3 protein-coding genes are annotated in these 15,380 nt (G+C 43.8%); all 3 read left to right on the forward strand.

Annotation, left to right across the window (positions count from 1 at the left end; translation table 11 throughout):
* Positions 1 to 139 precede the first annotated feature (139 nt).
* The 3 genes from JFU01_RS00500 to JFU01_RS00510 all read left to right on the forward strand — a co-directional run bounded on the left by JFU01_RS00500 (position 140) and on the right by JFU01_RS00510 (position 15,000).
* Complete coding sequence (locus JFU01_RS00500) at positions 140 to 3,526, forward strand: Rib/alpha-like domain-containing protein (RefSeq protein ID WP_195855420.1); 3,387 nt, start codon at positions 140 to 142, stop codon at positions 3,524 to 3,526.
* Positions 3,523 to 8,418, forward strand: coding sequence for a Rib/alpha-like domain-containing protein (locus tag JFU01_RS00505; RefSeq protein ID WP_195855421.1), 4,896 nt, complete (start codon positions 3,523 to 3,525; stop codon positions 8,416 to 8,418). The genes JFU01_RS00500 and JFU01_RS00505 overlap by 4 nt, the downstream gene beginning before the upstream one ends.
* 336 nt (positions 8,419 to 8,754) lie before the next feature.
* The gene (locus tag JFU01_RS00510) at positions 8,755 to 15,000 is read left to right on the forward strand and encodes a Rib/alpha-like domain-containing protein (protein WP_195855422.1); all 6,246 of its coding nucleotides are present in this window, start codon (positions 8,755 to 8,757) and stop codon (positions 14,998 to 15,000) included.
* Positions 15,001 to 15,380 lie beyond the last annotated feature (380 nt).

Below are 15,380 nucleotides of genomic sequence, written 5' to 3' on the forward strand. Positions count from 1 at the left end.
TAAAGTTAATAATATAATAAATTTAATACTAACAAATCTTCATAATCATTGAATTTACGCTTAACTTTGGAGTACCATAGCCATATCAAGTCCTTGTTTTGTAATGAAACGTATTTGTATAAGTATGAGGAGGAAGAATATGGTTGGTAAGAATAACCTTAAGGTGAAAAAGGAAAAGCAAAGCAACAAATTCTACCGCTACTCGATTAGACGCCTAAGTGTTGGCGTGGCATCGGTTGCAGTAGCGGCAGGTTTGCTTTTTGCTTCCGATTCAGCTGTCGCCCAAGCGGCCACCGACGAAGTCAAAGCTTCAGCAGTGGAAACGACTAGTGCACCAGCTCCGGTAGCGGACACCAAGCCGAGTGAAGCAGTCACTGCTCCAGTGACAAGTCCAGCTGAAGATAAAGCAGTTCCTACACCTGTAGCAGAAGAAGCAAAGCTTACTGAAGAAAAAGCAGAAGCGAAACCGGCTCAACCTGAAGCAGATAAGAAGTCTGAAGAAAAAACTCAAGCCGAAAAAGTAAAAGCTGAAAAGACTGAAGCTAAGAAAGCTGAAGAACAAGCTAAGTCTGAAAAAGCAGCTAGGGTTGAAGAAGAATCTAAACCTGAAACCGTTAAAGCGGATAAAAAAGCTGAAGAAAAGCCAAAAGTTAACAAAGAAGTTAAGCCTGAAGAAGAAACTAAAGCAAAAAAAGCTACAAGTCATGTAGTTTACAATGCAACAGATAAAAAGGAATCTGAGGATAAAGTTAAGTCTGATGAGCTAAAGAGCGAAGTCAAAAATGAAGGCCTGTCATTCTATGCTAATGTAGATACAACAAATTCAGATAAGACCTTGGTTGGCGAATCTGAATTACTTAAAAAATTGCAAGATTCCGCTATTGATGCGACTGGTAAACAAGGTGACAAACGGTCTTACTCAGGGACAGTATTCGTATACCGACATGGCAATAGTAATAAAGTGACTAAGGAAACCTTAGCAGGGGTTCCTGTTTATCTGCAATGGGCCTACAAAGATGGCTATGTTTCGCCAGTCTATAAAACTGTTTCAAAAGCTGATGGGAAATTCACCTTTACCTTTGACAAACCAGTTATCGATAAGTTTGGTAATGTTCATAAATGGAAATTATCTGATGGTGACCAAGAAGCCTTTGCGGTTAGAACCTGGGCAGAAAACCCTGATCCAGCTCACTTAGCCTTGATCAAGGGTGGGGACCAAATTACTGGCTTTCACAAACGTTTGACCCGTACCAATGAATCTTGGGACTTTACAGTAGGTATTGACCGTATTGTGAATGGTCAAGTTGTTTTCCAAGAAAAATTATTGAATAATGATTGGCTAGTTGGCCCTAAGGATACCTGGCGAGTATCACCAGATCCTTCCGGTGAGTGGAAAGATAAAGGACCTTATGGGACTGTTAGAGGTACTGTTTGGTTTGATGGTGGCGACCCTGCTGGATCAGACGCTCGTATGTGGAAGAAAGATTCATGGGACCTTCCAGCAGCCAAGACGAAAGTCGTGGCTTCTTACGTGAATGATGAGGTTGCTCGTCTATTCGATAAATGGAAGAAAGATAATAACTATACAGGTTCAAAGGGACAAGATAATCCAAGAATTTTAGAATTTAGAGATGCTCAATCCCAAATCATAGCTGACTATGAAGCAAAACATGGCAAGGGTTCTCATATTGCCGAAACAGTTGTTGGTACTGTTGACTCTAAGGGAAATTATTACATTCCATTCAGAGGTCTTTATGGTGTATCCAAAGATAAAGAGAATAGCGGAGCACGAGTTTCTTATACCATTAAACCTGATCAATACGGAAAAGTTGTTGACGTAAAAGATGAAACCCATGACAATTTAATGGCTTGGAATGGGACAATTGGACAAAAACACCGTCACATTAACCAAGACTATATGTATGTGGCTTCTCTAATCGATAACTATAATATTTGGTCAAATACATCACAAAATAACATGTTCGCCCTTCTTGATGGGTCTGCTAAACCAGTTGGTCCATCTAACTTGGCTTCCGGGAATATCTATAATGTTAATTTTGCAGCAATCGTAGCTAAACCAGCTCACGCGGTTAAAACATACGATGCACTATCAAACTTTGCGCCAGCGGGCACAAAAGTAGAAAACTCATCTGAAGGTCTCCTGCCAAGCACAACTTATGTTCAAAGATGGTTTAAAGACGGCAAACCTTATGGAGAAGCTACTGAATTCGTAACGACTCCAGATGGTAAAGCACCAGCATCCATTCCAGTAAATGTCGATAAGCAACTGGGTGCACCAGCTAAATTCACCTCTGCTATCTTCTTAAACGACGGAAGCAAGCATGATAACCTGACCAACGCTCTTGCTGCAGATGCCTTTATCGCAGCTCCCAAGGTTGAATATGATCCAATCGAAAAGAAAGCGGGTCAAGAAGCTAAAACAGCTGCTCCAAAATACAAGAATACCGCTGGAGAAGAATATACTCCAAATCCAAATGATGGTAAGCCAACCTTCTCCTATGAAGAAAGAAAAGAAACCGTTGATAAGAATGGCGAAACTAAGATTTCTTACCAACCACTTAAGACCGTCAATGTTGCTGGCAAGGACATCCCTGTAAGCGTAGATCCTAAGACTGGTGAAGTCACCATCAAAGCTGCTGATACAGCGAAAATTCCAGGTGAAACAGTAACTGTTCCTGTAACTCTTACCTATCCAAATGGGATGAAGATCCAAAGTAACGCTGTCATTAAAGTGCTACCTAAGGAAGAAGAAAAAGACTTAGTTGATCCTAAATACACCCCAGTTCATAGCAATGTCGGTGAAAAAGCCACCTCAACGCCTGCATTCATTGACCAAGCTGACAAGGACACAGTCAAACCAGAAGGCGCTAAATTTGCTTTAGGCGAAAACGCTCCAGAAGGTGCTAAGGTTGATCCTAACACAGGTGTTGTCACCTACACACCTAAGCCCGCTGACGCAGGAACCATGGTTAGCGTGCCAGTGGTTGTGACCTACAAGGATGGTTCACAAGATACCACCAATGCTCCAGTCATTGTGGCTGAACAAGACAAGATTAAAGATGTTACCGATCCAAACGCTCCTGTACCTGAAGGCTATGTGCGTCTGAAATTCAATGCGGACTCTAAAGACGGTTCAGTAACGGGTAAATTTGCGGATAATTCTAAGGTGAAAGCCTTCGACGTCCTCAAGGGCACCAAGTTCAACGACCCAGAAATCCAAACGAAATTTGACCAAGTTGTACCTACCAACCCTGTTGCTGATAACCCAGCTAAGAAATGGTCTTCATGGGAACCAATCTTTGACAATGAATTAGCCAAGGATACTCCAATCGAAGAAGGGCTTCAAGGCGACACACGCGAATACCACTCTGTTTACGAAGACAAACGTTTCAACGAAGACAATGTCGGTATCGTAAGGTTGAAATCGTTCAGGACCCAACCAAGAAGGAATATACCGAAGGCAAGGAAGGCGACAACAAGCTTGACCCAGCCGGAACCCAGGTGAAATTAACTGATGCTAATGGCGTAGAAAAAATTGTTGAACCAAAAGACTTCGACAAGTACGGCATTAAAGTGGGCCTCAAAGACGTGCCTAACTATACTCCAGAAACTCCTTTAACCAAGAAAGACCATGACGGTAAGAAGGTTGAAGTCACTGTTCCAGGTAAGAACGGCGAACTCAAGGCAGAATCTAAGGCCCCAATCACAGTTAAACAACAGGATAAGGATGCCTTGGAACCAAGCTATGAACCAACTGAGGCTAATGTTGGTCATGCTGCTAAATCTAAAGCGCCAAGCTTCAAAGACAGCGCTAATCAACCAGCTGATAAACCAGCCAACGCAACTTTCGCTTTAGGTGAAGGTGCTCCTAAGGGCGCTAGCGTTGATCCTAAGACAGGCGAAGTGACCTTCACACCAGAAGCCGCTGACGAAGGCAAAGATGTCAAAGTCCCTGTCGTGGTCACTTATGGCGATAAGACTACCGACACGGCTGAAGCTACCTTCAATGTAGCTCTACGGCCTGACGTTTATAAACCAACTGATCCAAATGCTCCAGTTCCAGAAGGCTACCATAAGGTAACGCTTAAAGCTGGTGAGGGTACTCAAGTTGAAGAAAAAGTTCTTCACGTAAGAGATGGTAAAGGTATTTCAGCTGATTCGTATCCAGAGGCAACTATCGATCCAGCTAAAGCTAAGGACTACAAAGAACCAATTACTTGGTCCGTCGCACCTGATACACCAATTAGTAAAGACGAAGTCATTGTAGCCAATGCAACTAAGAAGACAGACGCTGAAAAGAACCAACCACAAGCTAAGGATCAAACCGTTAAAGTTGGTGAAACACCAAAAGCTGAAGATTCTATCGCGAACCTGAAAGACCTTCCACAAGGTACCAAGGTAGCCTTCAAGGAACCAGTGGATACCAAGACTCCAGGTGAAAAACAAGCGACAGTTGTGGTAACCTACCCAGACGGTTCAAGCGAAGAAGTTCCTGCTAAAGTCCAAGTCAAAGACTTAACCGACGCAGAAAAGAACGAACCACAATCTAAGGACCAAACCGTCAAAGTTGGTGACACGCCTAAGGCCGAAGATTCCATCGCAAACTTGAAAGACCTTCCACAAGGTACCAAGGTAGCCTTCAAGGAACCAGTAGATACTAAGACACCAGGTGACAAACCAGCTACTGTTGTAGTAACTTACCCAGACGGTTCTACGGATGAAGTTCCAGTCAATGTTAAAGTCAATGACTTAACCGATGCTGAAAAGAACAACCCACAAGGTCAAGATATAAACACTAAAGTTGGTGAAACACCAAACGCTAAAGATGGTATCAAGGATGCCGACAAGTTACCTCAAGGCACCAAGTTCGACTTCAAGGAACCAGTTGACACTAAGACTCCAGGCGATAAACCAGCTACAGTCGTTGTAACTTACCCAGATGGTACTAAGGATGAAGTTCCTGTCAATGTTAAGGTTTCTGAAAACCCAACCCAAGCTGAAACAACTAACCCAACCGTCCCAGCTAAGACCGAAGTTGAAAACAAAGATAGCTTAACCCCAGAAGAAAAAGATGCGGTTAAGAAAGCTATCGAGGATGCCAACAAAGACAAGTTCCCTGCTCCTAAGGAAGGCGAAAACCCAACAACTGTTGAAGTAGGCAAAGACGGCACAGCTACCATCACCTACCCAGATGGCTCAAAAGACACCATCCCAGGTACTGACTTAGTCGTTGAACGGCCTAAGACAACTGTTGAAGGTACGCCTAAGCCAGTCAAAGCAACGGATGAACCTCAAGACACCGGCCTTGTTGTTAAGAACCAAGACGACAAGACCCCAACTAAGGTGACTGCTAAGGACGAAGACGGCCAAGACGTTCCTGTAACCGTTGACCCAGAAACTGGTAAAGTTTCCGTAACTCCAGGTACCAATGTTGATGGTCCAATCACTGTCACTGTTGAAGATAAAGACTTACCAGACGGTAAACAAAGCTTCGAAGTTCCAGTTGAAGGTCATGAAAAGGGTCGCGACGACAACAATTCAGGTAAGACTCAAGCAGACTTAACTGACCCAACTAAGCCAGCTAAGACTGAAGTCGAAGATAAGACTAACTTAACCCCAGAAGAACAAGCTAAGGTTAAGAAGGCTATCGAAGACGCTAACAAGGATAAATTCCCAGCGCCTAAGGAAGGTCAAAACCCAACTACTGTTGAAATCGGCAAGGACGGTACTGCTACGATCACCTATCCAGATGGCTCTAAAGACACCATCCCAGGTACCGATTTAGTAGTCGAAAGACCTAAGACCACCGTTGAAGGTACGCCTAAGACTGTTAAGCCAACTAACGACCCTCAAGACACCGGCCTTGTTGTTAAGAACCAAGACGACAAGACCCCAACTAAGGTGACTGCCAAGGATGAAGATGGCAATGACGTTCCTGTAACTGTTGATCCAGAAACTGGTAAAGTTTCCGTAACACCAGGGACTAAGGTTGACGGCCCAATCACTGTCACCGTCGAAGATAAAGACTTACCAAATGGTAAACAAACATTCGAAGTGCCAGTGGAAGGTCATGAAAAAGGTCGCGACGATAACAACTCAGATAAGACTCAAGCAGATCTAACAGACCCAACCCTTCCAGCTGAAAAGACTCCTGTTGCTGATAAGAACCACTTAACGGATGACGAAAAAGCCCAAGTTAAGAAAGCTATTGAAGACGCCAACAAGGATAAATTCCCAGCTCCTAAGGAAGGCCAAAAACCAACAACTGTTACCGTGGATGACAAGGGTAATGCAACCATTACCTACCCAGATGGATCTAAAGACACCATCCCTGGCGACCAATTAGTCCGTGAAAAGACTAATGTTGACGACACTGCGGTTAAAGCTGTTAACCCAACCGATGAAAAACAAGGTACCGGCGTTAAAGTCAACAACCCTGATAAAGACACCAAGGTAACCGCTAAGGATGAAGATGGCAAGGACGTTCCTGTAGTCATAAACCCAAGCACTGGTGAAGTTGAAGTTACCCCAGGCAAGAACGTGGATGGCCCGATTACCGTTACTGTCACTGACCCAGATCTACCAGGTGGTAAGAAGGAAATCACTGTTCCTGTTAAGGGACATGAAGCTGGACGCGATGACAACGGTTCAGACAAGACCCAAGCCGACTTAACTGATCCAACTGTTCCGGCTAAGACTGAAGTCGAAGACAAGAACCACTTAACAGATGACGAAAAAGCAAAAGTTAAGAAAGCTGTCGAAGACGCCAACAAGGACAAGTTCCCAGCTCCTAAGGAAGGTCAAAACCCAACTAAGGTTGAAATCGGCAATGATGGAACTGCAACCATTACCTATCCAGACGGTTCTAAGGACACCATCCCAGGTACAGACTTAGTCGTTGAAAGACCTAAGACCACCGTTGAAGGTACTCCTAAGACAGTTAAACCAACCAACGATCCTCAAGACACTGGTCTCGTGGTTAAGAATAAAGACGACAAGACGCCAACCAAGGTGACTGCCAAGGACGAAGACGGCAATGACATTCCAGTAACTGTTGATCCAGAAACTGGTAAAGTTTCCGTCACCCCAGGTGCTAAGGTTGATGGCCCAATCACTGTGACTGTTGAAGATAAAGACTTGCCAGAAGGTAAACAAAACTTTGTCGTTCCAGTCGAAGGCCACGAAGCCGGCCGCGACGATAACGGTTCAGATAAGACTCAAGCAGACTTAACGGACCCAGTCGTTCCAGCTGAGAAGACTCCAGTTGCTGACAAGACCAACTTAACCCAAGAAGAAAAAGATGCGGTTGAGAAAGCTATCGAAGATGCCAACAGGGATAAATTCCCAGCTCCTAAGGAAGGTCAAAACCCAACTAAGGTTGAAATCGGCAATGACGGTACCGCAACCATCACTTACCCAGATGGCTCGAAAGACACCATCCCAGGTGACCAATTAGTCCGTGAGAAGACTAATGTTAACGACTCTGTGGTTACACCTGTTGACCCAACGGATGAACAACAAGGCACTGGTATCAAGGTTAACAACCCTGATAAAGACACCAAGGTAACCGCTAAGGATGAAGACGGTAAGGATGTTCCTGTTGTCATTAACCCAACAACCGGTGAAGTTGAAGTAACTCCAGGCACCGATGTTGACGGACCAATCACTGTTACAGTTGAAGATCCAGACCTCCCAGGCGGCAAACAAGAAGTTACTGTTCCAGTTAAGGGACACGAAGCAGGTCGCGATGACAACGGTTCTGATGAGCCTAATACACCAAGTGAAACAGTTGAAAAGACCACAGTAGATGACTCACAAGTCAAAGAAGTTAACCCAACGGATGAACAACAAGGTACTGGAATCAAGGTTAATAACCCTGATAAAGACACCAAGGTAACCGCTAAGGATGAAGACGGCAAGGACATTCCTGTTGTCATCAACCCAACAACCGGTGAAGTTGAAGTGACGCCAGGCTCCGACGTTGACGGTCCAATTATTGTCACCATCACTGATCCAGAATTACCAGGTGGTAAGAAAGTAGTTGTGGTTCCAGTTAAAGGCCATGCTGTAGGTCGCGATGACAATGGTTCTGACACGGTCGTAGCACCTAGCGATAACGCCCAACCCGCTCAACCAGTCGCTCCACAAGCAAATACGGTAAAATCGGGACACGCAGGTCATGGCAATCAAGTTGCTCAACCAGTTCATACCAGCACTGGGGTACAAGCAGCAACGACAAAAGCAAATCAACCATCAGCTAATAAAGCAAGCTCTGCCAAAGTACAAAGTCAACTTCCTCAAACAGGTGCAGTTGCTGGTTTAGCAAGCTCATTAGCCCTAGCTCTTATCGGAGCCGGTAGTATTCTTGCTCTTGGTAAAAGAAGAAAAGAAGACTAAACCATTGATTTGACTTCATAGTCCAAAAAGCTCTCATACATAAGTATGGGAGTTTTTTTGTGCCTTGATTAAGTTAAAAAAGTATATTTAGATAGGGAGATTAGCATAAAATAGTACAAAAACGCTTTCATTATGCACATTAATTGTATTTTTATAGATAATAAGTCAACAGCGAACTTTATACAATCCCGTCATGACGCTAAAAACGGCAATTATCCTAACCTTAAGTCAAAGTGAAAGATAAATTAAGATTTGTTCTTTTAAAATATAATTATTATACTTAAGGAGTAAGGTATGTAATATTTCGAATGGATATATCCAAACAGGAGGAATAATATGGTTGGGAAAAATAACCTTCAAGTTAAGAAGGAAAAACGAGCTAATAAGTTCTACCGTTACTCCATTAAACGTTTGAGTGTTGGTGTAGCATCGGTAGCTGTTGCGGCTGGCTTATTATTTGCCGGTGATGCGGCTGTAGTAGAGGTAGCTGCGGCAGAAGTCAGTGAAGAAAGCAGTGAGCTTGTCCTTAATGAAGGAGAGTCAACTGCTGAGGAGAAAGCAGCACCAGTCGCTGAAGAAACTCCCGCTGCGGAAGAAGCGCCAGCAGAGCCAGTTGCAGAAACAGCTCCAGTTGAGGAAGAAACGGCACCCCTTGCAGAAGCAGAAGAGGTTCCAGTTGAAGAAACTGCTGTTCAAGCTGAAGCAGAAGAAGAAGTTGACCCTCAAATGGTGACTTATGCGGCGCCTGAGAATGGGCCTGAAGTGAATACTGGAGAAACAGGATCTGAAGGGCAAGTTAACAGCCAATATGAACCTTATGCCAGCCAAGAAGCGACTTACTATCGTTACGGCCGGGTAGGGGATGCCAAGCAAGCGGTTAATAATGTTGCTGAGTTACCAGATGATGCCCAGTACGAATTTGTTGACCCTCAAGTATTCCAAACCGTTGGGCTCAAGAAAGCTGACGTGAAAGTAACTTATGCTGATGGGTCTTATGATATCGTTAAAGTGCCTATCGAAGTTAATAATGCCTATGAACAAGATGGCCAGACTTATTCGGGTACCATGATCCAAGACTTAACCCGTCCTGAGAAGAAGAACGAAGCAGAAACGCCATTGACTGTCAGCGTTGAGGATGTAGCCAGTGCCGCAGCCCAAGATAGTACGACCTTGAATATTGAATTTGCGACCCAATTTATTGGGAACCAGAATGGGCGTAATCGATATGTTTATCTTGGCCTAGATGACCGTTTAGCCTCCCATGTTACCCAAGTGGTTGGTTCCGGTCCTAAGTCATCGGCGGGGACAGATTTCTCAGACTACAAATTTGAATGGGAACGGGTGGCCCTGCCTAATGGGACATTGACGAACTCTTGGCGCCGGATTATGGCAGACAAGACAACAGCAGCCTATAGAGACAATCCATCTGTCTTTAACGGGACGGAAGTATCTATTGGTCAAGTGGGTTACGCAACCGTTCATTTAGACCAAACCATTAAAGATATTATTGCTTCCGACCAAAATAAAACCTCAAATGGGGATTGGATGGTTACCGCTCACATCTTAGATAATGATGGCAAAGTCTTAGACAACACCATTAATACGGTAACTGTTAATACAGAGACACCTCCTTATAAAGAATTAAATAACGCCACAAGGACTCAGGAAAAATGGTTCACCAATGCAGGGGGACGCTATAAGTACTTCCAAGAAGCCAATAATGGCAATGGGGGCCTCGTCTTCACCCAACATATCACTAAGAGCTCTGGGAGTACCTTAAATGGTTATGGGGCACAACCTAACCGGGAATGGGCTTATCGTTTCGAGATTGATGAACGTATCTTGCCATATATCGATTCAGTGGATGCCCACTTCATGTCTGAAGCCCAAAGCCCTGAAGTTTACCATGCTGAAGATGACCACCGTGCTCGTTTCGCTAATGAGTCGACAGGCTTAGGTGGTAGACAGCGTGAAGGCTGGGTGGATTATGAACACCGGGTCAACTTAGGAAACGGGAAAATCCAAACTTCCTATACGGGTCTAAAAGATGGCAATGGCCAGCCTCAAACCGGCCTTAATGGCTCTAAGTCGCCAGTAGAAATGTTCGACAACCGTGTCGATCCTAATATGCCGGAAAAAGTTGGCGGCTATCGTTACGGTGATAGTGAACTAGAAGTAGGTCAAGGTTACTTCACCTTGGATACAGTTGCCGCTAATGTGGACTCTAGACAAGTTAACTTCAACCCTGGCTTCTCTTATCCAGCCGGCGTTCGGATCGTTTTAAACCTTAAAGATGGCGTGACCCTAAATGACATCCTGGCAGAGAACAAGGGCCGTGATGAAAACTTTGGTGTGATCGGTTACTTTGTCAATAGCAAGGACGAACTCATCCCTAATACCCATGCGGATATGTTCATGAGCGTTCCTGATGTGGACGGGGACGGGGTTGTCGATGATATTGACCCTAATATCGAAACAGAAACACCACAACCATCTGAAGCAGATGCTAATGACCCAACCGGCAAGAACCTGGAAACCCCACAAGATGTTACACCTGCTGCGGCAGATGGCATTGCCAATAAAGATGCTCTACCAGCTGATACCTCTTATGAATGGGAATCTCCAGTCGATGTTTCTAGCCCTGGCGAGAAAGATGCCGTTGTCATCGTTAACTACCCAGACAATTCACAAGACCGTGTGCCGATTAAGGTGACCGTTACTGAAGCACCAAAAGAACAAGATGCCGATAAGTACGAACCAAGTGCTGAGACAGTAACTAAAGAACATGGTCAAGCACCTACTGAAGAAGAAGTTAAGAACGCCGTCGATGTTCCAGGCTTCCCATCAGATGGGCAACAACCAACCGTTACAGTTGACGATCCAAGTCAATTACCAGATGGAAACACGGTGGGTACAAGTCAGGTTCCAGTTACTGTGACCTATCCAGATGGCTCCAAAGATCCGGTAGAAGTTCCTGTTACAGTTAAGGAAGCAGACCGGACCCCAACCACTGTCGAAGGCCAACCAGCAAGTGTTAAGCCAGATGGGACCGAACAAGAGACAGGCTTAACTGTAGCCAATCAGGATGAAACAACGCCTACAACCGTAAGCGCCAAGGATGAAGATGGCCAGGATATTCCTGCTACAATCGACGAAAACGGGAATATTAAAGTAACTCCATCTAATAACATTGATGGTCCAATTGCTATAACCGTTAGTGATGAAGACTTACCTAGTGGAAGTCAAGAGTACACTGTTCCGGTAGAAAATCATGCAGCGAACCAAGATGACAATGGATCAGACATTGAAACCGTCCATGTCACTCACAGTATCAAAGTCGACGGCCAGATTCTAGATGTTCAGGAAGGTAAAACACCTGAGGAATCCTTACCTGAAGAATTTAGAAACATTAAAGTCACCCTAACCAGCACAGAAGATCCTTCTGTTCAATTTGAAAGTGGCTCAAGATGGGTTGGTGGAACAGGATTCCCTGTAACTAAAAACTTTGACTTAGCGAAAATTCCTTCAGGTGAATACAAGGTGACTATCGAAGGCTTCGATCCAACTAACTCAGATTATGAAATTGCTGATAACGGCTTGACCGATGGTGGCACTTTAACAGTGACAAATAATCTTGGTAACCAATTCATTAACTTTGTTACTAAGGAAACTGACTCTGAACGGACCCCAACAACAATAGAAGGCCAACCTATACCTGTTAAAGCAGATGGGACCGAACAAGAGACCGGTTTAACAGTAGCTAACCAGGATGACGAAACGCCTACAAGCGTTAATGCTAAAGATGAAGATGGAAATGAAGTTCCCGCATCTATCGATGAAACAGGCAAAATCAAAGTGATACCATCAGACAAGGTTGATGGTCCAATCACAGTGACGGTCTCTGATCAAGACCTTCCAGAAGATAGTCAAGAATTCACCATTCCAGTTGAAGGCCATGAAGCTGGTCGTGATGACAATGCGCCTAAAGCCGAAATTGGTGGCTCAGTGAAACCAGTTGACCCAACAGACGAAAAACAAGGCACTGGTATCACGGTAACCAACACAGATGACCAAACAACAGTAACTGCAACAGACGAAGACGGCAAGGATATTCCAGCTAAAATTAATCCAGAAACTGGCGAAATTGAAATTACGCCAGGTGAAGATGTGGATGGACCAATTGATGTGGTGATTGAAGACGAAGACCTACCAAATGGAAAAGCTACCATTCCAGTTCCAGTCAACGTTCATGAAGACGGTCGAGACGACAATGCACCGAAAACTGAAATTGGCGGTGCGGTTAAGTCAGTGGATCCAAGTGATGAAAAACAAGGCACCGGCATTACGGTTACCAACCCAACTGATCAAACGACAGTTACTGCGACTGACGAAGACGGTAAGGAAGTTCCAGCTGAAATTAACCCAGAAACTGGCGAAATTGAAGTAACACCAGGCACTGATGTTGATGGTCCAATCGATGTTGTAATTGAGGATGAGGACTTGCCAAACGGTAAAGCAACTATCCCAGTTCCAGTCAACGGTCATGAAGATGGACGTGATGATAATGGTTCTGAAGACAAGCCGGCTACTGAACAAACCCGTGTTGATGACAGCCAGGTTAACCCCGTAGATCCGAGCGATGACCAACAATCAACTGGTATTGTTATTGTAAACCCTGATGATGAGACAAAAGTTTCTGCTAAGGACGAAGATGGTAAAGATGTGCCAGTAGAAGTCGAAACAGATGGACGTTTTGGTGAGGTCAAAGTAACCCCAGGAACAGATGTCGACGGTCCAATCACCATTACTATCGAAGATCCTGAATTGCCAGAGGGTAAACAAGAAGTAACCGTTCCAGTTAATGGCCATGAAGCAATGCGCGATGATAATGCACCTAAGACTGAAATTGGTGGCGCTGTTAAGTCAGTGGATCCAATAGACGAAAAACAAGGCACCGGCATTACGGTTACTAACGCAGATGACACGACAACAGTAACCGCATCTGACGAAGACGGTAAAGAAGTTCCTGCTGAAATTAATCCAGAAACTGGTGAAATTGAAGTTACCCCAGGCACCGATGTGGATGGTCCAATTAAAGTAGTTATTGAAGATGAAGACCTCCCTAATGGTAAAGCTACCATTCCAGTTCAAGTTAATGGCCACGAAGCAGATCGTGATGATAACGCATCTGAAGAAGATACAGCTAAGACTGAAGTTGGAGGCGCTGTTAAACCAGTCCATCCAAGTGATGAAAAACAAGGAACTGGTATTGTTATTACTAATCCAGACGAAACGACTACAGTGACCGCAACTGATGAAGACGGTAAGCAAGTTCCTGCCGAAATCAATCCAGAAACTGGCGAAGTTGAAGTCACCCCAGGAACAGATGTTGACGGTCCAATCAAAGTAGTTATCGAAGATGAAGACCTACCAAGCGGCAAGGCTACTATTCCAGTTCAAGTCATTGGCCATGAAGCAGGTCGCGATGATAACGGTTCTGAGGACAAACCAGCCACTGAACAAACCCGAGTTGACGACAGTAAGCTGAATCCAGTGGATCCGACTGATAACCAACAATCAACCGGTATTGTGATCGTAAATCCAGATGCAGACACTCAAGTTACTGCTAAAGATGAAGATGGCAAAGACGTGCCAGTAGAAGTTGTCACAGACGGCCGCTTTGGTGATATCAAGGTAACACCAGGTACAGATGTTGACGGTCCAATTACCGTTATCATCGAAGATCCTCAATTACCAGGTGGAAAACAAGAAGTGACTGTTCCAGTCAACGGTCATGAAACCGGGCAAGACGATAATAATCCTGATCAAGATACATCTAAGACAGAAGTTGGTGGTGCAGTTAAACCTGTTTATCCAAGCGATGAAAAACAAGGTACTGGTATTATTATTACTAATCCAGATGAAAACACCACAGTAACAGCGACTGATGAAGATGGAAAAGAAGTGCCTGCTCAAATTAATCCAGAAACGGGTGAAATTGAAGTTACTCCTGGTACTGACGTTGATGGTCCAATCAAAGTAGTTATCGAAGATGAAGACCTACCAAGAGGTAAGGCTACCATCCCAGTTCAAGTGGTTGGACATAAAGCAGGTCGTGATGATAATAAATCTGAAGACACACCAGCGGATAAACCAACAGACAATGAGGACACCTCTCATGTTCCAGATGAACCAAGCGGTGATAATCAAGATACTGGAAATATTATTACTGATCCAGATAAGGATACTGGCATTAAGGATGACAATGCTGAGGAAGATGATGAAACTGAACCAGCTTCCAATCCAGTTGTTCCAGTAAATCGTCATGAAGAAGACGAATCTTCCAAAGTAGAAGAAACTGTTGAAAATACAAAGGCTTCTCAAACTGATCCTTCAAAAACATCTCATGATGTTAAGGATAATGAAGGCGGCCAATCTTCAGAGGCTAAAGTAAGCACTGCTAGAGTTCACTCCAAACTCCCTCAAACAGGTGCAGTTGCTGGTCTAGCAAGCTCATTAGCCCTAGCTCTTATCGGAGCCGGTAGTATTCTTGCTCTTGGTAAAAGAAGAAAAGAAGACTAAACCATTGTGATTTGACTTCATAGTCCAAAAAGCTCTCATACATAAGTATGGGAGTTTTTTTATTTCATTAATAAGCTGATTGAATTAAATAATGTATAACTTTTTTAAAATGTAAAATAAGAACTATAAAATGAACAATATTGTTCTTATACAGAACAAAATAATGTTCTTTTATGTGTTAACTTTTATAAATTTAAATGAACAGGAAGGCCTTCGTGACAGGGCTTAGAAGCTAAATTATAGATTATATTTCTAAATAAAAAGACAAATTAAGATTTGTTTTTTTAAAGTTAATTATTATACTGTAAATTAAAGGGGATAAATCAAATGGTATTTTAAATATCATTTAAAAACAAATGTGTATATTATTTATAAATAAG

Origin of the sequence: Aerococcus sp. Group 2, from assembly GCF_905125285.1 — a bacterium.
Lineage (GTDB): Bacteria > Bacillota > Bacilli > Lactobacillales > Aerococcaceae > Aerococcus > Aerococcus urinae_E.